At 61.1% G+C, this 26,468-nt stretch carries 24 protein-coding genes, 3 tRNA genes and 1 pseudogene; 21 read left to right on the plus strand and 7 right to left on the minus strand.

What is annotated here, in order from left to right; all coding sequences use genetic code 11:
• Positions 1–184 precede the first annotated feature (184 nt).
• Positions 185–949 (plus strand): helix-turn-helix domain-containing protein, encoded by a 765-nt coding sequence (locus CVS27_RS21030; protein ID WP_207767490.1) that lies wholly within the window; start codon positions 185–187, stop codon positions 947–949.
• Between the two features lie 21 nt (positions 950–970).
• Positions 971–1,336, plus strand: a pseudogene (locus CVS27_RS21740) (integrase core domain-containing protein); the annotation flags it as partial.
• A 404-nt stretch (positions 1,337–1,740) separates the two neighbouring features.
• Here the strand turns inward: CVS27_RS21740 and CVS27_RS09455 are convergent.
• A tRNA-Arg gene (locus CVS27_RS09455) sits at positions 1,741–1,813 on the minus strand.
• Between the two features lie 184 nt (positions 1,814–1,997).
• Here CVS27_RS09455 and CVS27_RS09460 point away from each other — a divergent pair.
• From CVS27_RS09460 to ettA, 3 genes are all read left to right on the plus strand, one after another.
• Complete coding sequence (locus CVS27_RS09460; RefSeq protein WP_103465491.1) at positions 1,998–2,627, plus strand: single-stranded DNA-binding protein; 630 nt, start codon at positions 1,998–2,000, stop codon at positions 2,625–2,627.
• Positions 2,628–2,670: 43 nt separating this feature from the next.
• Positions 2,671–3,198, plus strand: a complete 528-nt coding sequence (locus tag CVS27_RS21255; RefSeq protein WP_243399803.1) for a DUF6993 domain-containing protein — start codon at positions 2,671–2,673, stop codon at positions 3,196–3,198.
• A gap of 94 nt (positions 3,199–3,292) precedes the next feature.
• The gene (ettA, locus tag CVS27_RS09470; RefSeq protein WP_103465492.1) at positions 3,293–4,975 is read left to right on the plus strand and encodes an energy-dependent translational throttle protein EttA; all 1,683 of its coding nucleotides are present in this window, start codon (positions 3,293–3,295) and stop codon (positions 4,973–4,975) included.
• Positions 4,976–5,162: 187 nt separating this feature from the next.
• Here ettA and CVS27_RS09475 read toward each other — a convergent pair whose 3' ends face one another.
• A complete protein-coding gene (locus CVS27_RS09475) occupies positions 5,163–6,068 on the minus strand; it encodes an acyl-CoA thioesterase (protein ID WP_103465493.1) in 906 nt (301 codons plus the stop codon).
• A gap of 136 nt (positions 6,069–6,204) precedes the next feature.
• Between CVS27_RS09475 and CVS27_RS09480 the strand changes: the two genes are divergently transcribed.
• Together CVS27_RS09480 and CVS27_RS09485 are read left to right on the plus strand one after the other, a co-directional pair.
• Positions 6,205–6,690, plus strand: a complete 486-nt coding sequence (locus tag CVS27_RS09480; protein WP_103465494.1) for an acyl-CoA thioesterase — start codon at positions 6,205–6,207, stop codon at positions 6,688–6,690.
• Positions 6,690–7,358: a DUF8185 domain-containing protein gene (locus CVS27_RS09485; protein ID WP_103465495.1), complete on the plus strand. Its 669-nt coding sequence runs from the start codon at positions 6,690–6,692 to the stop codon at positions 7,356–7,358. The genes CVS27_RS09480 and CVS27_RS09485 overlap by 1 nt, the downstream gene beginning before the upstream one ends.
• Positions 7,359–7,459: 101 nt before the next feature.
• Here the strand turns inward: CVS27_RS09485 and CVS27_RS09490 are convergent, their stop codons facing one another.
• The 5 genes from CVS27_RS09490 to pepN form a co-directional block, all read right to left on the minus strand.
• Positions 7,460–7,894 carry a globin gene (locus CVS27_RS09490; protein WP_103465623.1) on the minus strand — a complete coding sequence of 145 codons (435 nt, stop codon included), beginning with the start codon at positions 7,892–7,894 and terminating at the stop codon, positions 7,460–7,462.
• Between the two features lie 142 nt (positions 7,895–8,036).
• A complete protein-coding gene (locus CVS27_RS09495; RefSeq protein WP_243400128.1) occupies positions 8,037–8,768 on the minus strand; it encodes a mechanosensitive ion channel family protein in 732 nt (243 codons plus the stop codon).
• Positions 8,769–8,846: 78 nt separating this feature from the next.
• Positions 8,847–9,329, minus strand: a complete 483-nt coding sequence (locus CVS27_RS09500) for an OsmC family protein (RefSeq protein ID WP_103465497.1) — start codon at positions 9,327–9,329, stop codon at positions 8,847–8,849.
• 60 nt (positions 9,330–9,389) lie between these two features.
• Entirely contained in the window at positions 9,390–10,208 is an 819-nt protein-coding gene (locus CVS27_RS09505; RefSeq protein ID WP_103465498.1) for an SGNH/GDSL hydrolase family protein, read from the minus strand.
• A 166-nt stretch (positions 10,209–10,374) separates the two neighbouring features.
• Positions 10,375–12,924, minus strand: coding sequence for an aminopeptidase N (gene pepN, locus CVS27_RS09510; protein ID WP_103465499.1), 2,550 nt, complete (start codon positions 12,922–12,924; stop codon positions 10,375–10,377).
• Positions 12,925–13,159: 235 nt separating this feature from the next.
• Between pepN and CVS27_RS09515 the strand changes: the two genes are divergently transcribed.
• The 14 genes from CVS27_RS09515 to CVS27_RS09580 all read left to right on the plus strand — a co-directional run bounded on the left by CVS27_RS09515 (position 13,160) and on the right by CVS27_RS09580 (position 26,455).
• Positions 13,160–14,203 (plus strand): DUF1648 domain-containing protein, encoded by a 1,044-nt coding sequence (locus tag CVS27_RS09515; protein ID WP_133162909.1) that lies wholly within the window; start codon positions 13,160–13,162, stop codon positions 14,201–14,203.
• Between the two features lie 4 nt (positions 14,204–14,207).
• Positions 14,208–15,203, plus strand: a complete 996-nt coding sequence (locus CVS27_RS09520; protein WP_103465501.1) for a hypothetical protein — start codon at positions 14,208–14,210, stop codon at positions 15,201–15,203.
• 74 nt (positions 15,204–15,277) lie between these two features.
• Positions 15,278–15,751, plus strand: coding sequence for a ribose-5-phosphate isomerase (locus CVS27_RS09525; protein ID WP_103465502.1), 474 nt, complete (start codon positions 15,278–15,280; stop codon positions 15,749–15,751).
• Between the two features lie 86 nt (positions 15,752–15,837).
• Positions 15,838–16,800, plus strand: coding sequence for an Fpg/Nei family DNA glycosylase (locus tag CVS27_RS09530; protein ID WP_103465503.1), 963 nt, complete (start codon positions 15,838–15,840; stop codon positions 16,798–16,800).
• A gap of 157 nt (positions 16,801–16,957) precedes the next feature.
• Positions 16,958–17,031, plus strand: a tRNA-Gly gene (locus CVS27_RS09535).
• 286 nt (positions 17,032–17,317) lie between these two features.
• A tRNA-Pro gene (locus CVS27_RS09540) sits at positions 17,318–17,390 on the plus strand.
• Positions 17,391–17,479: 89 nt separating this feature from the next.
• Positions 17,480–18,847: a trigger factor gene (gene tig / locus CVS27_RS09545; RefSeq protein WP_103465504.1), complete on the plus strand. Its 1,368-nt coding sequence runs from the start codon at positions 17,480–17,482 to the stop codon at positions 18,845–18,847.
• 289 nt (positions 18,848–19,136) lie between these two features.
• Complete coding sequence (locus tag CVS27_RS09550; protein ID WP_103465505.1) at positions 19,137–19,757, plus strand: ATP-dependent Clp protease proteolytic subunit; 621 nt, start codon at positions 19,137–19,139, stop codon at positions 19,755–19,757.
• Between the two features lie 41 nt (positions 19,758–19,798).
• Positions 19,799–20,473, plus strand: coding sequence for an ATP-dependent Clp protease proteolytic subunit (locus tag CVS27_RS09555; protein ID WP_103465506.1), 675 nt, complete (start codon positions 19,799–19,801; stop codon positions 20,471–20,473).
• Positions 20,474–20,664: 191 nt separating this feature from the next.
• Complete coding sequence (gene clpX, locus CVS27_RS09560; RefSeq protein WP_103465507.1) at positions 20,665–21,951, plus strand: ATP-dependent Clp protease ATP-binding subunit ClpX; 1,287 nt, start codon at positions 20,665–20,667, stop codon at positions 21,949–21,951.
• Between the two features lie 109 nt (positions 21,952–22,060).
• Entirely contained in the window at positions 22,061–22,687 is a 627-nt protein-coding gene (locus CVS27_RS09565; protein ID WP_103465508.1) for a mycothiol-dependent nitroreductase Rv2466c family protein, read from the plus strand.
• Between the two features lie 415 nt (positions 22,688–23,102).
• Complete coding sequence (locus CVS27_RS09570; RefSeq protein WP_103465509.1) at positions 23,103–24,248, plus strand: glycosyltransferase family 4 protein; 1,146 nt, start codon at positions 23,103–23,105, stop codon at positions 24,246–24,248.
• Positions 24,245–25,603 carry a UDP-glucose dehydrogenase family protein gene (locus tag CVS27_RS09575; protein WP_103465510.1) on the plus strand — a complete coding sequence of 453 codons (1,359 nt, stop codon included), beginning with the start codon at positions 24,245–24,247 and terminating at the stop codon, positions 25,601–25,603. The genes CVS27_RS09570 and CVS27_RS09575 overlap by 4 nt, the downstream gene beginning before the upstream one ends.
• Positions 25,604–25,609: 6 nt before the next feature.
• Positions 25,610–26,455, plus strand: a complete 846-nt coding sequence (locus CVS27_RS09580; RefSeq protein ID WP_103465511.1) for an SGNH/GDSL hydrolase family protein — start codon at positions 25,610–25,612, stop codon at positions 26,453–26,455.
• Positions 26,456–26,468: the final 13 nt, after the last annotated feature.

Consider the following 26,468-nt stretch of genomic DNA (forward strand, 5'->3'; position numbering starts at 1 on the left):
ACTCAGGAAAATTCTGCTGAATTAGATGAGTTGGGGCATTTTTTACCCCTCAGAGGTCCTGATCTTTGGGGTAAACTCGCAGGTCAGAGGCCCTTTTGTGCCCCGGGCGGTGTGTGATTTCAATACATCGTTGACTCATGTGTCGGGACATCGTTGACAGCTTCGATGATGGGTAATGTCATCCGTGGATCAGAATCGTGTCATCGTGCTCGCCGTGCTTCAGATGGGCTTGACGCCCAGTGAAGCAGCCCGTCGCTTCCACGTCAGCCGGCAGTGGGTGTACGTGTTGCTGGCCCGCTACCGAGAACGTGGTGAGGCAGGGTTGGAACCCGGGTCGCGACGCCCCAGCCATCATCCTGGCACCGTTTCTGAGGACGTCCGAGGCAGGATTCGTACCCTGAGAGCTGAGTTGGAGACAGCAGGACTGGATGCTGGTGCGGAATCCATCGCTGACAGACTCCAACGCCAAGGCATCAATCCTCCAGCGGTTTCCACGATCTGGCGGATCCTGCGCAGCGCAGCCCTTGTGGTGCCGCAACCCCAGAAAAGACCACGATCGTCATGGCACCGCTTTGAAGCGGCGCAACCCAACCAGACCTGGCAGTCCGACGTCACCCACTGGACGCTGGCAGAGGGCATCGACGTTGAGGTCATTTCCTGGCTTGATGACTGCTCCCGCTACCTGCTCCACATCAGCACCCATCCGCGTGTTTCCGGGGTGACAGTGACCACCACGCTCACCGCCACGGCCCAGGAATACGGGTATCCGGCCTCGACTCTGATCGATAACGGCATGGTCTACACCACCGGCTTCGCCAACGGTAAAGGCGGGCCGAACGCCTTCGAATACCTAGTCAAAAAGTTAGGGAACACCCAAAAGAACGGCTCGCCTTATCATCCGCGCACCCAAGGGAAAATTGAGCGCTTCCACCAAACACTAAAGAAATGACTCGCCCAGCAATCCCCAGCAGACAGCTGCTACGACCTTGATCAGCAACTGGCACGCTTCCAACACATCTACAACCAAGAACGACCGCACCGGGCCCTGGGCCGCAAGACACCGACCGAGGGTTACACCTCACTGCCCAAAGCTGCACCAATGGCATCAAGTGAACGTCACTGGCGGGTTCGCTACGACAAAATTGACGACGTTGGCACGGTCAGCCTGCGCTACGAAAGCACGATGCGCCATCTAGCCATTGGACGAGCCCATAAGGGTAAACACGTCATTATTCTCATCGCCGGAACCGAAGTCATGCTCGCCGACACCCTCACCGGCGAACTCCTTGCAGAACACACCATCGACGCCAGCAAAAGCTACCAACCCAAAAAATAACAGAAGCTCCCTCCCGAAGGAGAGAGCTTCTGTCAAGTATGCCGCGACACATCACATTGTGCCCCGGGCGGTGTGTGATCTCAGGACATAGTTCCCAGGTGATACTTCCCCGCTGTCTCGCGACATACTTCCGACCATGTCGATCGGAGAATAAGCACAATCGTCATGGGCCCTCACCGGTGCCAGCGCCCCATGGCAGGGGGATGTTTCTGGGCAAGCATGGTGTGACCCCAGGGCCGTATCACCAGCGATGACAGGCAAGAGACCATGCTGCCTCCAGGCTTGCCAGACGGCAAAAAGAAACACCCCGATCCGAAGACCGAGGTGTAACTATTTTGTACTCACATGAAGTGAGAACGATGTCGCGGGACATTGTGGGAACTATGTCCCGCGACATCACATTGTGCCCCGGGCGGGAATTGAACCCACGACCAAGAGATTAGAAGGCTCCTGCTCTATCCGCTGAGCTACCGAGGCGCGGCCATAAAGACTGGCCGGATCTAAATTATCAGGTTTATTGACTTATCTCTTCCTCCACAGGCCCAGCCAGCTGCCAATCCGTCCACAATTCCCGCTTTCCCACTGGTTCAGGCCTTGGCAAAGGCGTTTGCTGGATGCAAGGGATCACCGCCGCAGCTGCGGCCTAGAGAGAGGTATTGCCATGGCCAACACAATCACCATCAGAGGATTCGCAACGACAGGGATCGAGCTGCGCACCACGCCCGCAGGCCTGGTTGTTGGGGATTTCCGCATGGGTTCCAACGAGCGCCGCCCCGATCCCATCACCAATGTGTGGGCAGATGGGCCCACCAACTGGTTCCGCGTCAGCGCTTTTCGCGCACTGGCCCAGAATGCGGCGGCAAGCATCCACAAGGGCGACCGCATCATTGTCGTGGGCAAGCTCAAGATCAGCACTTTCCTGCGCAAGGACGGAACGCCCGGCACCAATGTGGAGATCGTGGCCGAAACCATTGGGCCGGACCTTCTCTTTGGCACCGCCCACTACATTCGCGTGGCCAGCGCCCATCCTGTAGGCCGAGACTATTCCGGGACCGACGCCGATCCCTCCGCCGCGGGCAGGTTCACCTCCGGCGGTGGAGCGGAGGTGGTCCATTTTCACGACGAAGATCCTGGGCCGGACAATGCGACCCACGATGGTGACGATCAAGGCGAGGGTTCCGAAGACACCGAGGATCCTGCAGCCCTCGCGGACGATCAGGAAGCAACGGAAGACGGTGAGGTAGTCAATACGTCCACGGGTGAGCTCATTAAAGAAGACGTGCCCTTCTAGGGGAAATGGACGAGCGCGTAGCCGGTCATGGCAGAATGGCGTGGTGACTTTGGAAAAGATGACACCCCGCCACTTGCCAGCAGCCCGTCGTTTGAATGGGCGTGCTGTCGGAGTATCAGTCCTACTGGCTGCTTCCATGGCTCTGGGCGGATGCTCCTTACTGCCGTCGGGCAATCAGGGCAATCAGGGCACGGAACCCAAACCGGCCGCAAGCACTGCAGCTCCGGCTGAGCAGGACGTCGCAAAGCCACCAGCCAAGCCCGCCGAGCCACTTTCTGCGGCGCAGGAGCTCTCGGACAAAGTGAAGGCCTCACTCACCAAGTTGGCCACCGTTACCAAGGCTCCCAACCGTGAGCAAATGTTGGCAGCCATGCTGGAGGCCGGTGCCGTCAAGGAGCAGGTTGAGCTTTCCGTTGACATCACGCCCACAGGCCTTGCCGTTGATGCAGTTGAGTCCGCTACGCGTGTAGCCGAGGAGTGCGTCATTGGCCAGGTGCGCGATGGCAATGTCGCAGTGATGGTTCTTCCAGTGCTGGCATCCGGGCGTTGCTTCGTCGGCGACATCCACTAATCCACACACCACCTGACTCGGCGTCGATGACGCCTTGCTCACTAATGTCGTAGCGAATGTGAGATATGCGCCTGCACCCACTAGCCTTGGGGGTATGGCGGAATTTATTTACACGATGTCCAACACCCGCAAGGCTGTTGGCGACAAACTCATTCTTGACAACGTAAGCATGTCCTTCTTCCCGGGTGCCAAGATTGGCGTCGTCGGACCCAATGGTGCAGGTAAGTCGACCATTTTGAAGATCATGGCTGGTTTGGACACTCCCTCCAACGGCGAGGCTCGCCTGAGCCCCGGCTACACTGTGGGCATTTTGCTCCAGGAGCCGCCGCTGAATGAGGAAAAGACCGTCCTGGGCAACGTCCAGGAAGGCGTTGGTGAGATCTACGCAAAGATCAATCGTTACAACGAGATCTCTGAGGAGATGGCCAGCCCCGACGCTGACTTCGACACCCTCCTTGAAGAGATGGGCAAGCTGCAGGAAGCAATTGACGCTGCCGACGCTTGGGACATCGACTCCCAGCTGGAGCAGGCCATGGACGCACTGCAGTGTCCGCCGGGAGACTCCGACGTCACCGTCCTGTCCGGTGGTGAGCGCCGCCGCGTCGCCTTGTGCAAGCTCCTGCTGCAGAAGCCTGACCTGCTGCTTCTGGATGAGCCCACTAACCACTTGGACGCCGAGAGCGTGCAGTGGCTCGAACTTCACCTGAAGAACTACGCCGGCGCTGTCCTCGCCGTGACCCACGATAGGTACTTCCTCGATCATGTCGCGGAATGGATCGCCGAGGTTGACCGCGGCAAGCTCTACCCCTACGAGGGCAACTACTCCACCTACCTGGAGAAGAAGCGCGCTCGTCTGGAAGTCCAGGGCAAGAAGGATGCCAAGCAGGCCAAGCGCCTCACCGAGGAACTTGACTGGGTTCGCTCCAATGCCAAGGGCCGCCAGACCAAGTCCAAGGCTCGTCTTGCCCGGTACGAGGAAATGGCTGCCGAGGCCGACCGCACGCGCAAGCTCGACTTCGAAGAAATTCAGATTCCGCCGGGCCCGCGCCTGGGTGGCATCGTTCTGGAAGCCGAGAACCTCAAGAAGGGTTACGGGGACCGCGTCTTGATCGACGGGCTCTCCTTCACTTTGCCCCGCAACGGCATCGTTGGCGTCATCGGCCCGAACGGTGTTGGTAAGTCAACGCTCTTCAAGACCATTGTTGGCCTTGAAGAGCTCGACGGCGGCAACCTCAAGGTGGGCGAATCGGTTAAGATCTCCTACGCCGATCAGAGCCGTGGCGGCATCGACCCGGACAAGACCCTGTGGGAAGTTGTTTCCGACGGTCTTGACTACATCCAGGTGGGCAACGTTGAAATGCCTTCCCGCGCCTATGTTGCAGCCTTTGGATTCAAGGGCCCGGACCAGCAGAAGAAGGCGGGTGTGCTCTCCGGTGGTGAGCGCAACCGCTTGAACCTGGCGCTGACCCTGAAGCAGGGTGGAAACCTGTTGCTTCTGGATGAGCCCACTAACGACCTTGACGTGGAAACCCTCAGCAGCCTGGAAAATGCACTGTTGGAATTCCCCGGCTGTGCCGTAGTGGTATCGCACGATCGCTGGTTCCTGGACCGTGTGGCCACCCACATCCTCGCCTACGAAGGCACCGATGAGAACCCGGCCAACTGGCACTGGTTCGAGGGCAACTTCGATTCCTACGAGGAAAACAAGGTTGAGCGCCTGGGCGCCGATGCGGCCCGTCCGCACCGCGTCACACACCGCCGCCTGACCCGCGACTAGAAGTACATGAAGAATGGCCGGTCCCTTCAAGGGGACCGGCCATTCTTGGTCTAGGGGCTGGATTGCGCGGTTTGGCTGCTCTGACTGGACAGATAATGCCGCTATAAAATGTCATAGCGGCATTATCTGCCCAGTCACGGCGGTTGGCGGGTCAACGCGTGCCCGTGACGGCCCAAGAACCGAACAGTTAGTCCGCCAGCGTACCTTCTGGCACTCGCATCATGCCTTCCTGGGCAACTGTGGCGACCAGTACGCCGTCGCGGTTGAAGAAGCGGCCCAGGTTCAGCCCGCGGGCCTCGGAAGCGCTGGGGGATTCGGCTACATAGAGCAGCCAGTCGTCCACCTGGAGCGGGCGGTGCCACCACATGGCGTGGTCCAGGCTGGCCACACTGATCCCCGGCATGGCCCAGCTGATGCCGTGGCGGCGCAGGGACGGTTCCAGCAGCGTGTAGTCGCTGGCGTAGGCAAGGGCGGCCCGGTGCAGATTCTGATCCGTCGGCATAGGACCCAGCGTTTTGAGCCACACGGCCTGATGCGCCACTTTCTCGCCCTTGACGTCAAAGTAGATATTGGCCCCTACATGACGGATGTCGAAGGGGCGCTCGTACGCCCACGCCTGGGCCACGGGGTGGTCGATCGCACCCAACAACTGGGCCGACGTCGGCAGCGTTTCAGGGGCGGGGATGCCCTCGGGCATGGTGTCCTGATGCTCAATGCCCTGGTCGGGACGCTGGAATGAGGCGATCATCGACAAAATGGGCGCGCCGCCCTGGTACGCGTGCGCCCGGCGGGCCGAGAAGGACCGGCCGTCCCGCAGGCGCTCAACGCCGAAGGTGATGGGGGAGGCGGCGTCGCCCGGGCGCAGAAAATACCCGTGCATGGAGTGCATCAAGTGTTCGCTGCCCACCGTGCGTGAGGCGGCAACCAGCGACTGAGCCAGAACCTGGCCGCCAAAAAGGCGCGGCTGTGGCGCGTTGGCGTTGCCCAGGCCCACAAAAATATCTTCATCTGTCTGAGCTCCGCCGGCGTCGGAAAGCTCCAAGATGCGCAGAAGGGTTTCCATGGGGTCAGCTGTTGGTGGCTTCGCATTCATAAACGTGACTCTATGTGTCCGCGGGCCGTAGCGACAAATGGTCTTTCGGGCATGAATCAGCCCGCTCCGGGCGGCTTTGCTGTGACCTTGCCAACTTCGATTGGTGGCGCCCCTGCGGCTTTGACATGATGAAAGCATGGCATCAGGCATCCAGATCTCCCAGCAAATACGTTTCGGCGACATTGACTCGTACGACCACGTCAACAATGTTGTCTTCCTGCAGTATTTGGAGGATGCCCGCGTTCAGCTGACCTACTCTGAATTGCCCGGCGGAGGCACCTTCCAGGACCTGGTGGGCCAGGACCTGTTCACCCTGGTGGGCCGCAATGAAATCGAATACCTGGCCCCCATCAGTTTCCGCCCCACACCGATCTACGTGAACATTTGGATCACCAACATTGGCGGCTCCAGCTTCGACTTCGGCTACACGGTCACCGAGGCCGACACCTCAGTCATCTACGCCCAGGCCGCCACCTCCATGGTGCTGGTTTCACGCAGCACCGGCCGCCCGGTCCGGCTCACCGATCCCCAGCGCAGCGCCCTCGAGGCGTGGCGAGGGGACCCCGTGCCGTTCAAACGCAGCCCCGCCCGCCCCGCCGCCACAATTGAGGGAACCCACTGATGTCCACCGCCACCCACACCGATGAACTGGTCCTGGCCGACGCCGGAACCCTCGCCGATTTGCGCACCTTTGTGACCCGAGCCCGTGCCGCGGACGACGGCGCCATCCGGCTTCAGGGGGCAGGTCACGTCCTCGCGGCTTATGTGTGCGTCATGCGTGCCAAGCTCCTGGGCGAAGGAACCCCCACCATTCTTGGCCTGCGCACCATGGGGTTGGCCTCGGCGTCGAACGTTGATGTCACAGTCTCGCTGTCCTCGGTGGCCGACCGACTGGCCCGCATGGACAACGACGACGTCCGGCTGCCCGTTCCGCCCATGACCGTGAACGAATCGTGGGCTGCCGTAAGCGCACCCCGCAGTGCATGGGAGGAGGTGGCCACTGTCTCCGCCGACACCCTGATTGCTGTGGCAAAAGCAGGCGTGCAGGAAATTGGCCAGATCATCCCAGTAAATCCGGGTGCCCTGCTAGTGAACAATGTTCGCGCCTCGGTGTGGGGCCGGCCCATGGACGCGGTGCCCGGCGATGTTCCCGGTGGCGCGGCGTTTGCGGCCTACGCCCTCGGCTTTGTGGCACCTGGCGAATCCGGAACCATTTTCCGCTCCCACAAATGGCTGCGCATCAGCACCAACCGCGGCCACATCCTGGTCCGCCCCAAGGCAGTGCTCTAACCGTCCGCCCCAAACCGGCCCAATCCGCCTGCCGAACGGGCAGTAGTTGTTGATGTTGCCGCTAAACATCAACAACTACTGCCCGTTCGCGGGGCCGGATTCTAGGCGGAGTTGACCAGTGAGTGCGCCGCCCGCTCCAGATAGTCCCAGAGCGTCGCCTCATGCAGGGGGGAGAGCTCCGCTGCGTCCACGCCCTTGCGCATTGCCGCCAGCCAATGGTCACGTGCCTCGGGAGTCACGGCGAACGGGACGTGGCGCATGCGCAGGCGCGGGTGTCCTCGTTCCTCCAAATAGGTGCGCGGACCTCCCCAGTACTGCTCAATGAACATCAGCATGCGGCGCTCTGCCGGGCCCAGGTCCTCTTCGGGATACATGGCCCGCAGCAGCGGATCGGCCGCAACGCCCTGGTAAAACACATGGATGATCTTCGCAAACGTCTCATGCCCGCCAATCTGGCCGTAGAACGTGTCAGAGTAGTCGGCCGGTTCCGCTTCCTCAACTCCCTGAACAGGACCGGCGGGCAGCTGCTGTCCCATGGTGGTGAGAAGGGGAAGCGTGCGTGGCCGCGGTTCACCAAAGCTGGGCGGAAGGGGGGTGCCGGCGGGATTGTTCCCTGCGGCGCCACCGGTGTTGGAAGCTGAAAAGTTGTGCTCGGAACTCATGGCGTTGATGCGCTTTCTATTCTGAAGATTCTGAGGGTTCGTTGGTCAAGGGCGTGGACGGCGCCGGAACGAGCCCCGGTGCCGGCGCGGCACCGTTGCCCGGGGTGCTGGGGGAGTCGGGCGCCTCGGGTTCTGGCGCCGGTTCCTGGTAGGTGCCCTTGGAACGGTTGCCCAGACGCAGGATTTCACCGTTGCGCAGGTACCACAGCGTGCCGTCCTCGGCCATCACGCGGGTGATGCGCAGGCCCAGGTATTCAACCGTGCCAATGACCTCGCTGGTTTGGATGACATCGCCAATCCCATACTGGTCCTCGATGGTGATGAAGATCCCGGCCAGGAAATCGCGGATCAGCTGCTGGGCGCCAAAGCCAACAGCAATGCCCACCACTCCCACGCTGGCCAGCAGCGGGGCGATGTTCACCCCAAAGGCCAGCAGGAGGTAGAAACCCGTCACCACGACAACAATGCTCGTCAGGATTGAATTCAACAAGGTGCCAATGGTGTGGGCCCGTTGCACGCGGCGCTCATGGTCAAGGGCGCGAATCATCGGATCTATGCCGCGCAGCATGGGCGCGGCCCAGCGCATGGACGTCTGGCCCATCGGGGCCCGATCAGACTTGGCATGTTTGAGCAGGATCCGGATGAAATAGTGCAGAACCACCCAGACCAGCAGTCCAACGACTATCGCGATGCCTGCCTCGAGCAGGTTGTCCCAGAGGTTGTCGCCGGGGTTGTCAATGTTTCCAATACCTTGCACGCTGTGTTTACCTTGCATCTGTGGGGGACAGGGGGAACCCTTCCACCCTAACGCGGTCACGCGCGGGAGTCAGTCCTGTGTGGGCGCAAGCACTTCGGGCACGTGGTGCACGGGGAAGTTGACGCTGCGGGCAATGAAGCATTTTGCGCCAGCCTCGGCATGCAGGCTCAACGCCAACTCTTCCGTGGCGGGATCGGCCACGGCGATCCGCGGGTGCAAGGTTACCGATTCAAATTGGCCGCTGCCATCGGGGTTCAGTATCAGTGTGCCGGTGGCGGTGTCCTCGTACTTGGTGACGACCACGCCGTGCAGGACAGCAACGTGAAGGTAGGAGAGCATGTGGCACTGCGAGAGCGCAGTGACCAATAGCTGCTCGGGGTTCCACCGTTCACGGTCCCCGTGAAAGGTTCTGTCGGCGGAACCCAGCAGGGTGGGCAGGCCAACGGCCGTGACGCTGTGGTCGCGGCCGTAGTCCCTGTAGGCGGATGTCCCGGTGCCCCGGTTGCCCGTCCAAAAAACATTTACCTCGTAGTGGTGAAGGTTCAAAGCCATGGTGCCAAGCCTAACTCCCAAGGGACCTCGAAAGGCCCAAGGAGGCTACGCGCTTGCCCCCTACAGGAACACCTTCAGGGCTGAAGTGTATCCGGACACGTATCCGGCAGCGTTTGGGTGGAACACAAACGGGTTTGCTTCGCCTGGCCCCACAATCCACTGTGCAGGTCCCGAGGGGATCCCATGGCCGGCAAAGGCCCACGCGACGGGAACATAGCGTGCACCGTTGCTCAGTGCCGAGATGGCGAGGGTGGTGTTGAGCAGGTCCGCGGCGCCATTCATCAGCTTGGCTGTCTTAACTTGATCGGCAGGGTACCCCAGTTGGGCCATGTTGCCTGGTTCAAACAGTCTCGGATAGCCCACAAAGGCGATCTTCGCCGACGGGACTTTTGCCTTGATGGCCTTGACCAGCAACTTGATCTTGCCGGGCAGCAGCGTCAATTTCTGCAGCGAAGCCTTCAACGCCGCCGTGCAGACGGCGCTTTCCGGTGCTGCCAGGCAAGCCGCAGAGACATCTCCCGTGCCAATGTCATTGCCGCCCACTGTCAGCGTGACCAGTTTGGTGGTGGTGGGAATCAGTGGCACCTGGTTGGTCTGGACGTCTTCGGTCTTGGCGCCGTAGCAGGCAAGGTTGAGCATGACTTTGCCCGTTGCGGCCGCGTAGGCGTTGCCGTAGCCGTTGGGGCTTTGCAGACAGGGCAGCACCTCAGCGCCGCCGCCCGTTCCTGCAGAGTAGGAATCGCCCATCACTGTGTAGTTGACAGGCGGTGCCGATTGGGCTGTGGCCGGTACTCCGGCTACTCCCGCGATGAGCCCCAGACTCAGCAACGCCGCTACGCCTGTGCGCGCGGCCAACTTCCTCAAAGATAGCGAGTTCATGCCCTGAAGCTACCCCTGAATCCGCTGCGGCGGTAGGCTTTTGGGCACGATAGTTTTCACCGCTTCCGCGGCTGTGGAAGCGTAAATAAACACATGCAAAACGCCTCCCGCTACCGGCAAAAACTGCTGGCCGCGGGAGGCGTTTTATCTGCGGGGATCCAGGGGACTAGTGGTCCGCTGCCTGCGCCTTCAGCGCCCGCACCACACCGTCCCGGCTTTCCACCAGCAAGCGTCGCAATGCCGGCGTTGAATCGCCCAACGCAGCCAGGAACGCATCCGTGGCCGCCACCGTGGATTCCTGGACAAGCTGGGAGGGGTACAGCCCAGTGATGATGGTGGAGCTGATCTCGTAAGACTTCTCCGCCCACACCCGCTCAATTGAGGCAAAGTACGCAGCCACGTACGGTTCCAGCAGGGCTGTATCCCAAACTTTGGTGAACCCGCCGATGGCTGCGCGCTGAATCGAGTTTGCCGCATCACCCTGTACGACGACGGACTCCCAGGTCGCAGCCTTGGCCTCGGCTGTGGGGATGGCAGCGTGTGCCGTGGCTGCCGCGAGCTGGCCGGTCTGGGTGTTGTCCAAGGCCAGGGCGGCGTCAATGACAGCACCAGGTGCCCGGCCGCCGGCCGCCAGGGAGGTCAGGAATTCCCAGCGCATGTCGGTGTCCAGCGTCAATGAATCCAGTTCCTGGTCCCCGTCCAGCAAGGACTGGACCAGATCCAGTTGCTCACCGGACTGGGCGTGGGCGGCAAAAGCCTTGACGAATTGCAGTTGAGCGTCGGAGCCCGCGCCTGCCGACTGCGCCAGCGCCCAGAGGGAATCGGCGGCAGCAACGGCCGTGGCTTTCTGGTGCCCGGGGGCAACGTAGAGGCTCAGTGCGGTGGCCAGTTGGCGCAGCAGCACCATGATGACCGTCGAATCGGATTCGAGGCCAATCGTGGCCAACACAAACTCGACATATTCGCGGGCGGGGGTTTCGCCGTCGCGCGTGGCGTCCCAGACGGACGCGGAGACGAGTGTCCGGGGCAGCGATTCCTTGAAGTCCTGCAAGTGCGTCTTGGCCGTGGTGAGCGAGGCGGCATCGAGGCGGATCTTGGCGTAGGCGAGGTCGTCGTCATTGAGCAGAATCAGCGCCGGGCGCTTCATGCCGACCAGCTCGGGGACCGAGGTGACGGCCCCGTCCACATCGAGTTCAACCCGGTGGGTGCGGACCAGCTTGCCAGTGTCCTCACCGTCAGTTGCCAGGTTGTAGAAGCCAACGGCTGTGCGGTGCGGGCGAAGCGTGGGGTGCTCGGCAATGGCGGACTGGAGGATCGCAAACGAGGTGATGACGCCGTCGTCCGTCACTTCAAGAGCAGGCTTGAAGGTGTTCACGCCAGCCGTCTCAAGCCACTTCTCCGTCCACGCAGACAGGTCGCGGCCACTGGCGGCTTCCAGCTCCACCATGAGGTCCGGCAGCTCGGTGTTGGACCAGGCGTGCTTGCCGAAGTAGGCGCGCACACCGGCCATGAACTCCTCCTGGCCCACCCAGGCCACCAGCTGGCGCAGAACGGAGGCACCCTTGGCGTAGGTGATGCCGTCAAAGTTGACCAGCACGTCCTCAAGATCATTGATCTCTGCCTTGATGGGGTGGGTGGAGGGCAGCTGGTCCTGGCGGTAGGCCCAGCTCTTTTCCAGCGAGGAGAAGGTGGTCCACGCATCCACGTACTTGGTGTTCTCGGCGGCGGCCAGGGTGGACATGAACTCGGCGAAGGACTCGTTGAGCCACAGATCGTTCCACCAGCGCATGGTCACGAGATCGCCAAACCACATGTGGGCCAGCTCGTGCAAGATGGTGATGGCGCGGCGTTCCACCATGGCGTCGGTGACCTTGGAACGGAACACGTAACTTTCCAGGAACGTGACGGCGCCGGCGTTTTCCATGGCGCCGGCGTTGAACTCGGGGACAAAGAGTTGGTCGTACTTGGGGAACGGGTACGGGGTGCCGAACTGCTTCTCAAAGAACTCAAAGCCCTGCCTGGTCAGCTCAAACACGTTCTCCGCATCCATGAATTCCATGAGCGACTTCCGCGCAAACACGCCCAGCGGGATGATGCGGCCATCGGAGCTGGTCAGTTCGCTGCGAACGCTCGCGTAGGGTCCGGCGATCAGCGCCGTGATGTAGCTGGACATGGTCAGCGTGGGCTCAAAATGCCAGCTGGACTTGCCCTCTCCAGCGGATTCCGGGGCAGGGGTGGGGGAGTTGGAGATGACGTCCCAGTGCGCAGGCGTGGTCACGTGGAAGGTGAACGCTGCCTTCTGGTCAGGCTGTTCAAACACGGCAAACATGCGGCGGCTGTCCGGCACCTCAAACTGGCTGTACAGGTACACCTCGCCGTCCACGGGGTCCACAAATCGGTGCAGGCCCTCGCCGGTGTTCATGTACAGCGCGTCGGCTTTGACGGTCAGTACATTCTCGGCGGCGAGGTTCGGAAGTTGGATGCGGACGCCGTCGGACACCTGTGCAGGGTCCAGCTCGACGCCGTTGAGGGTCACCTGGTGCACAGCGGCGGTGACGGCGTCAATGAACGACGCCGATCCCTCCTTTGCACTGAACTCCACCGTGGTGGTGGAGGCGAAGATGGTGTCCGAGGTGGTCAGATCAAGTGTCACGTCATAGCTTTTGACGGTGAGGGTGGCCGAACGCTCAATGGCTTCGGCGCGGGTCAAATTCATACCAGGCAAGGTGTTGCCTTCCATTCATTGGGTGGGTGGAGCATGGCCGCGGACCCTGTGTGAGCATGTCCGGCGGCACATTGAAGTGATTCTTATACGTTACTGCTCCTGAGCCTGCCGGGACGGGAACATGGCCGCATTTGATCAGTGCGAGCGCTTCGGGCAGGGTTGGCAGGGGGCTGTTAGCGCCCTGATGGGATGACTAGATCGATTGTCTGAAGGTGGGCCGTTTTTCGTGGGGGAGCAAGTGCGTGGTGTTGAGGCGGAGAAAACGTACAACCGGCAGTGGTTGATTGGCCTGATCGTGGGGCCATTGCTGCTGGGAGTCCTGGCCGCGGTGTGGATGCTCACGGTGGCGGACAGGCTGCCGGCTGAGCTGGCCTCCCACTGGAACGCCAAGAATGAGGTGGACGGCTGGATGTCCCTGGCGAGTACGGTGTTGATGGCTGTGGGCATGGGCGCCCTGGGCGCGTTCATTGCTCCGCTGGCCTTATTGTTCCGTGCGCAGTCCCTGCTGTTGGCCCGCGTTGGCGTGGGCAGCGGGGTGGCTTTTGGCGTGGGCCTGGTGGCGCTGTCCGTAGCGGTCGTTGCGGGGCAGCTCGACATTGTGGACACGTCAAAAGCCGAACTTAGTGCTCCTGTCATGGCCGTTGGTGTGGGGCTGGCGTTCCTTGGTGGCTGCGTGGCAGCGTGGTTGTACAAGCCGGGCGAGGTGGACCGCGAGCAAAGCCCCGAGGTGGTGGCGGCCAATCAAGCTGCCGCAACTGCCGGTTCAGCCGGTTCAGCCGGTGCCCTAGCGGCGGCACAGGCCGCGCGTGGGGAAACCCTGCAGATCAAGGTGTCCATGGGTGCGTGGAGCTGGGTGCTGAGTCTGAGTGTTGGCACAATCACGGCACTGAGTACATATTTCATCTTCCCGGCTCTTGCCCTGCTGGGTGTGGTGCTGGCCGCCATCCTGTGGATCTTTTGCCACGGCACAGTGGTGATAGGGCCCGACGGCGTCAAGGTGCTGGCTGGCGGGTTCGTCAAGGTCATGCCGCTGCAATGGAAAGAAGTACGTGCCGCTTCTGTGGAGGATATCAAGGCCATGGACTTCGGCGGCTGGGGCTACAGGATGACTGGCGGCAGCGTTGGATTCATCATGGGCAATGGCCCGGCAGTGGTCATTAAGTCCGGGTTCCACCAAACGTTTGTTATCTCCATGCCCCATGCCGAAACAGCCGGCGAAGCTGCCGCGCTCATTAACGCTTACGTCCTTGCCGGAACAGTGAAAAACTAAAGCCATGGGATACGGCAGCGGAGAGGGCACCACGCACGAGCGGCGCATGGACGCGCGGGCGTTGCGGTTTGCCATCGTCTTTGCCGTGCTGCTCTCCGCAGCGTTGCTCCTTGGCGGCTTCCTCATCAGGGCACAGCTGCCCCATGGTGTGGTGCCGCCCTTGGGAGGCAGCCCCCTGCCGGTTCCGACGTTCCTGGGGATAGGGGTTGCGCTGATCTTGCTGCTGGGTGCCGGTCTGGGCAGCCAGGGAGCCCGCATTTCCCTGCCTTCCACTGCACGGCGCGTGCTCCTGGGTGTTGCCGTGGCGCTGCAATTGGCGGTCTTTACCCTTTTCGTGGCCACACTTCTGGGCCAAGGGGCACAAGGCGGGTTGTCCCCAGTGCGCGTGGATGGCTTTGTGCTCCTCATGGGGTGCGGTCTTGCTGCCGCCATGGGGGTGGTGCTCTCCATGACCTTCAAACCTGTTGAACAGTGGAGCGCCGCCGATGACAGGGCCATGGCGCGGGCGTTGGAGGCCGCGAAGGATCCAGCAGCCAGCAATGACAAGCTGGCCTACTTCCTGCACCCCCGTAGTTCTGTGGTCATCATGATCTTGCTGACAGGCATCCTGCCGGGAACGTTTCTGGCCCTGATCAACCCCTGGATCTTCGTCGCAGCCGCCGTGCTTGCCTTGCTCGTAGTTGGCATGCTCTGTGCCACCGTGGAAGTGGACAGGGCACAGCTGAGCGTGAAACTGCTGGGATTGGTGCCCGTGCTAATCGCACCGTGCGAAGGGCTGGATGCGGCGGTTTCGCTGGACATCGTTGCCAAGGACTACGGAGGGTGGGGCCTGCGCAAGCACAGCGGCTCCGCCACCTTCCTGACACACTCGGGCGCCGCCGTCGTACTTCGCCAAAGTGACGGCGGGACAGTGGTTGTCAGTGCCCCGGACCTGGACATTGCCGACGATCTGGCACAGATCCTGAACCGTCGGGCGGGCAAGGCGCCGGGCCAGCACTGACCGGTCCCGGACGTGGCACCGTCATGGGTAGGCTTGAGCGTGACGTAATCACCCGCACAGACGAAGGAATCCTCATGCGCGTTCACATCGCAACAGACCACGCCGGCATGGAGCTCAGCGCCCACCTCATCACAGCCTTGGCCGCCAAGGGCTACGACATGGTTGACCACGGCCCACAGGCCTACGACGCCGAGGACGACTACCCCTCCTTCTGCATCAACGCAGCGCTCGCAGTGGTTGCCGACCAGGCTGCCGGCGTTGACGCACTGGGCATTGTGCTGGGCGGGTCCGGCAACGGCGAGCAGATTGCCGCGAACAAGGTCAAGGGCGTCCGTGCGGCACTGGCGTGGAACCTTTCCACGGCAAAGTTGGCCCGCGAGCACAACGACGCCAACGTGGTTGCCGTGGGCGGCCGCCAGCACAGTGTTGAAGAAGCCACGGAGATCATCGAAGCTTTCCTGGCCGAGCCGTTCAGCGACGCCGAGCGCCACGTGCGCCGCATCGGTAAGATCGCCACGTACGAGACCACCGGCGAAGTCGTCGACTAGCTTTTTGGCTCCCGCATTTGGGGGCCACTCTGTTCCGACCGTCCTGTTCCGACCGCCATGTCTGATCGTCATGCCTAGGAGAAGCCATGCCTGAGGGCCATTCAGTGCACCGTTTGGCCCGGCAGTTCCAAGACGTTTTTGGTGGGGCCAGGCTGGCCGTCTCCAGCCCGCAGGGGAAGTTTGCCGCTGGCGCCGCGAAGATTGACGGGCACGTCTTGGACACTGCACAAGCCCACGGCAAGCAAATGTTCCTGTATTTTTCGCACGATCTGGTGATGCGCGTGCACCTTGGCCTCTACGGGGCGTGGGATTTTGGCGGCGACTCCACCTTTGCAGGAGCCTCCAGCATTGGTGCGCCGCGGCGCATCGGCGAGCAGGAAGTCGCCGATGACGATCGGGGAGGACGTGGGGACTACGCCGGGCCTCCGGAACCCAAGGGTGCGGTGCGTGTCCGGCTGGTCTCGGAGCATGGCTGGGCTGATCTGCGCGGCCCCACCGCCTGCGAAGTGGTCACACCGGCCGAAGCGATCGCGGCACGCAACAAATTGGGCCCCGATCCCCTAAACAACGGCCCAAGTGACTCCGCGGAGTTTGTTCGCAGGATCCGCAAAAGCAGCACCAGTATCGCCGGGCAGCTCATGAAACAGGATGTCCTGGCCGGCGTGGGCAACGTCTACCGGGCAGAAGTCCTGTTCCGTTTGGGTCTTGATCCGATGCTCCCCGGCACCAGCTTGCAGGGCGAGGAGGCGCAGGCGCTCTGGGATGACACGGCGCTCATCATGGCCGACGGTGTGCGCGACGGCCGCATCATCACCACCGAGCTGTCTGACCGGCCATCAGGCCTTGGCGTCGACGTGGGTCACGCGGGTTCAGGCGCAACTTCTGTCGCAGCGACGCCATCGCGCCCCAACCAGGACGTCCCGGTAGAGGATGCCCACTATGTGTACAAGCGTGAGGGCCTGCCCTGCCGGCATTGCGGCACTGAAATCGCCATGAAGGAGCTGGGCGGCCGGAAGATGTATTGGTGCCCGGCCTGCCAAGGCGACTGAGTGTGAAAATGCCGCCGTTCCCGCATTTTGCCGCCCGTACACCTGCGGCAAAATGCGGGAACGGCGGCATTTTTCAAGGCAGCCGTCCGTCGATTTGCAGGACCGGCAAAATGGTTGATACTGTTACGGAGTTGTTCGGCCGCAAGCCGAAAAATTCGGGGGCGTAGCTTAATGGTAAAGCCTTAGTTTTCCAAACTAATGACGCGGGTTCGATTCCCGTCGCCCCCTCCAAATAAACGAAATCCCTGGCCAGTCGGCCGGGGATTTTTTCATGCCGTCCATTTCCCTGGGCTCTACGCAGTGCTGGACGCCACGACGGCGCATAAGCAAGGGGCTGCGGTTGGCTGCAAGAACGTTGGGCAAAATCGCACCAATACTGCGAGAGGGTTTGGTGGCGGGTGCGGTGAAAGCGAAACCTAGGCAGCCGCCGTCGTACGCAAAAACAGGCAAACGGCGCGCGGGGGAGTGCCGATTGTGCATCTGAGAACTTTTGCCCGTAGACTGTTCCGGGCAACTACGGGGCGTAGCGTAGTGGCTAGCGCGCCTGCTTTGGGAGCAGGAAATCGCAGGTTCGAGTCCTGTCGCCCCGACTTCAGCATTATCCGGTTCACGTTTGGTCAGTGACTGCCCATGTGCTGGGCCAATATATCCATCAACAGACCATCAGGAGTACCACGCTGTGAAGAGCGCTGTCGAAAACCTCACACCTACTCGGGTAAAGCTCGATGTTGAGGTTTCTTTTGAGGAATTGAAGCCCAGCATTAAAGAGGCTTACAAGACTATTGGTACGCAGGTCCAGGTGCCTGGCTTCCGTAAGGGCAAGGTCCCCAACTCGTTGATCGACCAGCGCGTTGGCCGGGGCTACGTTCTGGAAACAGCCATCAACTCCGGCCTCAACGGCTGGTACCAGGAAGCTGTTGTCGAGAACAAGCTCGTGCCTTTGAGCCGTCCCGAGGTTGAAATCACCGAGGTTCCCGATCCCACAGGCACCGACGGTGTCGTCAAGTTCCACGTTGAACTCGACATCCGCCCCGAGATCGAACTGCCTGATTACGAGGGCATCGAGGTTGAGGTTGCAGCTGTTGAAGCTGACGACGCCGACACCACCAAGGCACTGGACGAGCTGCGCGCCCGCTTCGGCACCTTGATCGCTGTTGACCGCCCGGCTGTCGAGGATGACTTCCTCACCATCGACATCGCCGCCAAGATCGAAGGCGAAGAGGTTGACTCCGCGTCCGACCTTTCCTACCAGATCGGTGCAGGCAACATGCTTGACGGCTTGGACGAGGCAGCAACAGGCCTCTCCGCCGGCGAAGAAGCAATCTTCAACACCAAGCTTGCCGGTGGCGAGCACGCTGGTGAAGAAGCACAGGTCACCGTCAAGGTTTCCTCCGTGAAGGTCCGCGAATTGCCCGAGGCAAACGACGACTTCGCTCAGTTGGCTTCCGAATTCGACACCATCGCTGAACTGCAGGAAGACTTGGCCAAGCAGGCCGCCGAGTCCAAGACTGTTGAGCAGGGCGTTGAAGCTCGTGACAAGGTCCTCGAGAAGCTCGTTGAGCTCGTTGAGGTTCCCGTTCCTGATTCCGTGATCGCTGATCAGCTGGAGCAGCACTTCAAGCCTGAGAACGCACACGGCACCGAAGAGCACGACACCGACGAGCACCGCGCCGAGGTCAAGGAAAACACCGAGAAGGCTTTCCGCAACGAGATCATCCTCGATGCGATCGCTGAGAAGGAAGAGATCAGCGTCAGCCAGGCTGAACTGATCGACTACATCGTTTCCTCCGCCAGCCAGTACGGCATGGACCCGAACCAGTTCGCTCAGATGCTGGACTCCTCCGGCCAGGTCAACATGATTGTTGGCGAAGTTCGCCGCCGCAAGGCTCTGGCAGCTGTTCTGGCCAAGGCATCCGTCAAGGATTCCGCTGGCGCTGCAGTAGACCTGACTGACTTTGTCTCGGTTGCTTCCGATGAAGACGAGACCACCGAAGATGACGTCATTGAGCCCACAGCAGTTACTGATCCGGGCGAAGTTCGCATCTAGTGTGCTCCCCGTTCAGGGGTAAATAGTTTTTCCAACCGTTGCCGGTTCCTTCTCGAAGGAGCCGGCAACGGTTTTTTTCTGCCCTCACCCAACTACTCCGAAAGCTGGGTCCACGGCCCCGGTTTATTCCCGCCGACCGCCCCTCTTCGGGTATCGTGCGCCGACAGCGAACAGTGTACTGATGGACGCCAAAGCGCCGCCAAAAAGGGCTACTGTCCAAGTAGTGAACATTAGTGATGGTTACGTTGGGCTCGCCCGGCGGACCGCACGAAGGAGAGGTAAACCCACCATGGCACAGCACACCACCCCCACGATGGCTAGCGCGGACCCGTCCGGTTCGGACCAGTACATCTACAACCGCCTGCTCAAAGAACGCATCATTTGGTTGGGTTCAGAGGTCCGCGATGACAACGCCAACCTGATCTGCTCGCAGCTGCTGCTGCTCTCGGCTGAGGATCCTGAAAAGGACATCTACCTTTACATCAACTCACCCGGTGGCTCGGTGACGGCCGGCATGGCCATCTACGACACCATGGAGTTCATCCCCAACGACGTCGTCACGGTCGCCACAGGCCTGGCCGCCTCCATGGGACAGTTCCTGCTCTCCTCGGGCACCAAGGGCAAGCGCTACGCGACACCCAACGCACGCATCCTCATGCACCAGCCTTCAGGCGGCATTGGCGGAACTGCGTCGGACATCAAGATCCAGGCCGAATTGATCCTGCACATGAAGAAGGTCATGGCTGAACTGACAGCAGAGCAGACCGGCCAGAGTGTTGAGAAGATCCTCATCGACAACGACCGCGACAAGTGGTTTACGGCCGAGCAGGCTCTGGAATACGGCTTCTTCGACAAGATCGCCCGTCACGCAGGAACCGTTGCCGGTGGCGGCGGAACCAACGCCAAGTAAAGCAAGCCAAAGAGAAACTAAGATTTCAGGAGCAACCGATCATGACTTACAACTTTGGCAGCACAGCTTTTGGCCACACTGCCGGCAACCTGCCCTCCAGCCGCTACGTGCTCCCGCAGTTCGAGGAGCGCACACCTTACGGCTTCAAGCGCCAGGACCCGTACACCAAGCTTTTCGAGGACCGGATCATATTCCTCGGTGTCCAGGTTGATGACGCATCGGCCGACGACGTCATGGCTCAGCTTCTCGTGCTGGAAGCCGATGACACTGACCGTGACATCACCCTCTACATCAACTCTCCCGGCGGATCGTTCACGGCCATGACGGCCATTTACGACACCATGCAGTTCATCCGCCCGGAAATCCAGACCGTCTGCCTGGGCCAAGCTGCCTCCGCAGCAGCCGTGCTGCTCGCGGCCGGTGCCCCCGGCAAGCGGTTGGCCCTGCCCAACGCCCGCGTGCTGATCCACCAGCCGGCACTCTCTGGCGGCCAGGGCGGCCAGGCTTCTGACCTGGAGATCCAGGCGAACGAGGTCATGCGCATGCGTGAATGGCTGGAGAACACCTTGGCGGATCTGTCCGGCCGCACACCGGAGCAGGTCAGCAATGACATTGAGCGTGACAACATTCTTACGGCCGCCCAGGCCAAGGAATACGGTCTGATCGATGAAGTATTGGCGCCGCGCAAGATGAAGGCACCAGCGATCACACGCTAGATTCCGTGGGGACAACCGCCGGGACAGGGGACACGACATTCCCTTGTTCCGGCGTTTGCTTTCCACTCAATGTCCATGGCGTGGATTAGAGTAGAACTTAGCTTGTAGGACGTTTCCGGCACGAGCCGGCAACGAATAGAGTTTCAGAGATAACAACGCCCCCGGCGGGTTATTCGCGGAAGGACACATCGATGGCCAGGATGGGCGAAAGCACCGATCTGCTGAAGTGTTCTTTTTGTGGAAAGAGCCAGAAACAGGTTCGCAAACTCATTGCCGGCCCCGGTGTCTATATTTGTGATGAATGCATTGAATTATGCAATGAGATTATCGATGAGGAACTGGCAGAAGTAGCCGATCTGGACGCCTTCGACCTGCCCAAGCCTCGGGAGATCTTTGACTTCCTGCAGGAATACGTCGTTGGTCAGGAACCCGCCAAACGGTCGTTGGCCGTTGCCGTGTACAACCACTACAAGCGCATTCAGTCCGGGCACGCCGTCAAGAGCAACACCATTTCCAGCGGCGTCCACGATGACGTCGAGATCGCCAAGTCCAATATTCTTTTGGTGGGCCCCACCGGCTGCGGCAAGACCTACCTGGCGCAGACCCTGGCCCGACGCCTGAACGTTCCGTTCGCCGTCGCCGACGCCACCGCCTTGACTGAGGCCGGGTATGTGGGTGAGGACGTTGAGAACATTCTGCTCAAGCTCATCCAGGCGGCCGATTTTGATGTGAAGAAGGCCGAGCAGGGCATTATTTACATTGATGAGATTGATAAAATTTCGCGCAAGTCCGAGAACCCCTCCATCACCCGTGACGTTTCCGGTGAGGGCGTGCAGCAGGCTCTGCTGAAAATTCTTGAAGGAACAGTTGCCTCCGTACCGCCGCAGGGCGGCCGCAAGCACCCGCACCAGGAATTCATCCAGATCGACACCACCAATGTGTTGTTCATTGTGGCCGGTGCCTTCGCCGGTTTGGAAGAAATCATCGGCTCACGCGCAGGCAAGAAAGGCATCGGCTTTGGTGCCCCGCTCAGTGCACTCAAGCAGACGGAGGCCAGCTACGCCGACGTCATGCCCGAGGACCTCCTCAAATTTGGTTTGATCCCGGAGTTCGTTGGCCGCCTGCCTGTCATTACCACCGTCACCCAGCTGGACCGCCCCGCACTGATTCAGATCCTGACGGAGCCGAAGAACGCGCTGGTCAAGCAGTACCAAAAAATGTTCAGGATCGACGGCGTTGACCTTGAGTTTGACGACGAGGCCCTGACGGCCATCGCCGATTTGGCGCTGGTGCGTGGCACCGGAGCCCGCGGCCTGCGTGCCATCTTGGAAGAAGTGCTCCAGCCGGTCATGTTTGACCTGCCCAGCCGTGAGGATATTGCCACCGTGGTGATCACTGCCGACGTCGTCGGGAAGAAATCGGAGCCCACGCTGATCCCTCATGAAGTGGCCGCCAAGCGCAGGAACAAGTCAGCCTAAGGCGCTCCCTGCTGCTGCGGAATAGACCCGTGGCCATTCTGGTTGTTGGAACTATGGGCTCATTGCCCTCATGGCCTTTTGAATCCACGAACCACCTAGGAGATTTAACGTGTCCGAGAACGTTGCAGTTGCCCCTGAAGCCGCCGATTTTTGGTTTGACCCCGCCTGCCCGTTCGCCTGGGTGACCTCACGTTGGATTGGCGAGGTGGAGCAAGTCCGCAACATCAAGGTTGACTGGCACGTCATGAGCCTTTCGGTGCTCAATGAAAACAACCAGGACCTGCCCGAGGCGTACAGGGAGCGCATGGATAAGGCATGGGGCCCGGTTCGTGTCATTATTGCGGCCGTGCAAGAGCACGGGGAGCAGGTCATCAAGCCGCTGTACGACGCCATGGGTACCCAGATCCACAACAATGGCAACACGGACATGGCTGACGTCATCGCCAAGTCGCTGGCCGAGGTGGGCCTGCCCGCCGAACTCGCAGCAGCAGCCGCCACAGATGCTTACGATGTGGCGCTGCGCGCCAGCCACGCCGATGGCATCAGCAAGGTGGGCCAGGACGTGGGCACACCCATTGTTTCCTTCAACGGCACGGCGTTCTTTGGCCCTGTCATCACCCGCATCCCGCGCGGTGAGGAAGCCGGCAAGCTGTGGGACGCCACCGTCACGTTGGCCAGTTTCCCGTTCTTCTTCGAGATCAAGCGCAGCCGCACCGAGGACCCCCAGTTCGGGTAATTTGTGCAGCACGGGGCCGGAGCAAATTACACTAAAGTAATTTGGGTCCGGCCCTTGTTTTGTCTTCTTGGCAGGCGCATACTGGTTCTTACCCAATCCGCCAAGGAAAGGGCTAGCAGGTACCAGAAATTCAGTGACTGAACCATCTGATACATGAGATACCGTTTCGACGGGATGCTCGCATAGGTTCATTGACACCGGTGACGCGGTGAAAAGTCCTGAAAGTTAATGGCACCCGTTAGACCGCTAATCGTCACGTAGCGGGATGAAAGTCGAAGCCCCACCGACGGCAACAAGCCGATGGGGCTTCCCCTTTGCCCAAAAACGAACCGGCCATCAGCCTGTTCACCCACTCTTCACCGCAACGTTTCGCCAGCGGCCCACGGCGTCAACCTGGACCGGTCATGGTTGAACCGTGAAGGTTGCAATAGTTGCTGAATCGTTCCTGCCGGATATGAATGGGGTGACCCATTCACTACTGAAGATCATGCAGCACCTGGATGAGCGCGGTGATACTGTGCTGGTCATAGCACCATCCACCTTGGAGAATGCCCCGGGAATGGTTGAAGGTGCAACAGTCAGGCGGCTGCCTGCGGTCCCCTTGGCAGGGTACCGAAACATCCGTGTTGCCGTTGGCGGCGTTGCTCGGGTCAAAACACTTCTGGCCGAATTTGGGCCGGATGTTGTGCACCTTGCCTCGCCCTTTGTCCTTGGATGGAGGGCTGTGAGGGCAGCGGCAGCGCTGGACATTCCCTCGGTGGCCGTCTACCAAACCGACGTCCCCGGTTATGCAGCCAAGTACGGGCTGCCGTTCCTTGAAAACTGGGCGTGGCTCCGCGTGGAACGCATCCACATGGCAGCCACCAAAACACTGGCCCCCTCCACGGACTCCTTGAACCAGCTGCGCGGCCATGGCATCCCACGCGTGGAGCTGTGGCGCAGGGGCGTGGACACCGAGCGTTTCCACCCCAGCAAGCGCAGTGTGGCTTTCCGCCGGAAAGTGGCGCCTGCGGGCCACAAGATCATTGGCTATGTGGGTCGGCTGGCCTTGGAGAAACAGGTTGAGGATCTGGCTGTGCTCGCCTCCGTCCCCAATTCCAGGCTCGTCATAGTCGGCGACGGGCCGCAGCGCGAAATGCTCGAATCGGTCCTGCCCCATGCGTACTTCACCGGATTCCTTGGGGGAGAAGACCTTGCTACAGCCATGGCGTCCTTTGACCTTTTTGTGCACCCTGGTGAGTTGGAAACTTTTTGCCAGACCATTCAAGAGGCCATGGCCTCGGGTGTCCCCGTCATAGCCACCGGCAAGGGCGGCCCCGTGGATCTGGTTGATTCCTCCCGCACGGGCTGGCTCTACGCCCCGGGCAATCTGGGTCAACTTCTGGGCTACGTCAGCGACCTCATCGGCGACGATGCGAAGCGTGCCGCCTTTGGTGCGGCAGCGTACGAGCAGGTTCAGGGCCGCCAGTGGTCCGTCGTTTGCGAGCAGCTGATGGGCATATACAACCAAGCCATTGCAGACCACCCGCGGCTCACCGCCGCGCTGAAAGGAATCAAATGAAAATTTCAGTCATTGGCGCGGGCTATCTGGGCACGGTACATGCGGCCACGCTGGCCTCCATGGGTCACCATGTGATTGGCCTCGACACAGACGCCGCCCGGATCGAGACGCTGGCCCGCGGCGCGGCCCCGTTCCACGAGCCCGGCTTGGCTGAGCTGCTTCAGGACGGGCACAGCAGCGGCCGGCTCACCTTCTCCACAGACCCGGCCCGTCTGGCGGATGCCGATGTTCATTTCCTCTGTGTTGGCACACCCCAATCCAAGACGGGCAATGATACCGACCTGAGTTTCCTCCTGTCCGCCGTATCAGCCCTGCTCCCGCATGTGCGCCCCGGTGCCGTGGTGGTTGGCAAGTCAACAGTGCCTGTCGGAACTGCAGCCATCGTGGCGCAAATGCTCCTTGGCACAGGAGTAGCCCTGGCCTGGAACCCGGAATTTCTGCGCCAGGGAACAGCTGTTCAGGATTCTCTGGCTCCGGACCGGCTGGTCTATGGAGTGCCCAGTGATGCCAAGGGCACCCAAGCTTGCTCAATGCTTGACGTCGTCTACGCACCACTGCTGGCACGTGGCACCCCACGGCTGGTCACCAACTTCGCCACAGCGGAACTGATCAAGGTGTCCGCGAATGCCTTCTTGGCCCTGAAACTTTCTTACGTCAATGCAGTGGGTCAGCTATGCGAGCAGGTGGGGGCCGACGTCATACAGCTGTCCCAGGCGCTGGGGCTGGATGAGCGCATTGGCGGGCGCTACTTCCACGCAGGGGTTGGATTCGGCGGCGGCTGCCTGCCCAAGGATTTGCGTTCCTTCAGGGCACAGGCTCATCGGAATGGGGTTGAGTCCCTTGATGAGATGCTGTCCCTGGTCGACGGCATCAATGCCGATGCCCGCTATCACACGGCCGAGGCGGCGGTCCGGCTGTGTGGTGGTTCGGTCCGGGGACGGGCCATTACGGTTCTCGGCGCCACCTTCAAACCGAACACGGATGACATCAGGGATTCCCCCGCGTTGGATGTGGCCAGCCAGCTTGCGGCGCAGGGTGCGCACGTGACAGTCACCGATCCGCAGGCGGGGGACCACGTATGGCTGCAGTATCCGCAACTTACCTTTCAAAGCGACGTCAGTTTGGCCCTGCGTGGCGCCGACATGGTGCTGTTGCTGACGCAATGGCCGCAATTCCTGTCGCTTGATCCGGCGCTGACTGCCGCACTGGTGCAGCGGCCGGTGATGCTGGATGGGCGCAACGCACTCGATGCCGCAGCGTGGCAGGCGGCCGGGTGGGAGTATCACGGGATAGGACGCGGCCAGGTTCTTGCCAAGAATGTGCCCTCCGCTGGGTTGTCCCAGGCCGCTGCGTAGGGACGCATGAACCCGAACGAGCCTTGGCTCCCGAGCGTCCCGGGACGGTACGTGGCACTTGGCGACTCGTTTACCGAAGGCGTGGGGGATGCCAGCGTCCATCTGCCCAACGGGGTTAGGGGCTGGGCCGACCGTGTGGCCGAGGCACTTGCGCGAGAAATGCCCGGATGGGAGTACGCCAACCTGGCCATCCGCAGCAAACGGCTGCGGCACATCATCGCCGAGCAGCTGGAGCCGGCAGTCGCCATGGAGCCTACCCTCATCACCCTCTACGCCGGTGGCAATGACGTGATGGATGTGGGCACCAGGGTTGCTGACATCCTGGGCCGCTATGAAGACCTTGTGGCGGAACTTGCTCGGACGGGCGCCACCCTGCTGCTCTTTACCGGATACGACGTGGAGGTTTCGCCTCTTCTGGGCCCGTTGCGGCGCAAGAACCATGCCTACAATGACGGGGTCCGGCGCATTGCCGCAAAGCATGGTGCGGTTTTGGTGGACTACGCAGAATTAGGGGCGTACGCCAATCCGCGCATGTGGGGACCGGACAGGCTCCATATGTCCAAGGCCGGGCACAAGTACCTTGCCGCCCAAGTTCTTGACGCTTTGGGGGTGTCGCACGGAATCGTGCACAAACATGGACGCAGGGCGCCTCGGGGAGTCAGACAGCGGACCAGTGAGCAGTACCTGTGGGTCACCGACTGGGTGCTGCCCATGTTTGGCCGCAAGCTCCGGGGCACCACCTTGGGGGATACGTTGAATCCGCGCTGGCCGGAGCCGGTTCGGGTGCCGCCAAAAAAGGGCCTGAAGAAGTTGGTCCGCCGCCAACTGAACTCCCCGATTAAACACATCTGACCCGCAGAAAACG

The organism is Arthrobacter glacialis (assembly GCF_002909445.1).
Lineage (GTDB): Bacteria > Actinomycetota > Actinomycetes > Actinomycetales > Micrococcaceae > Specibacter > Specibacter glacialis.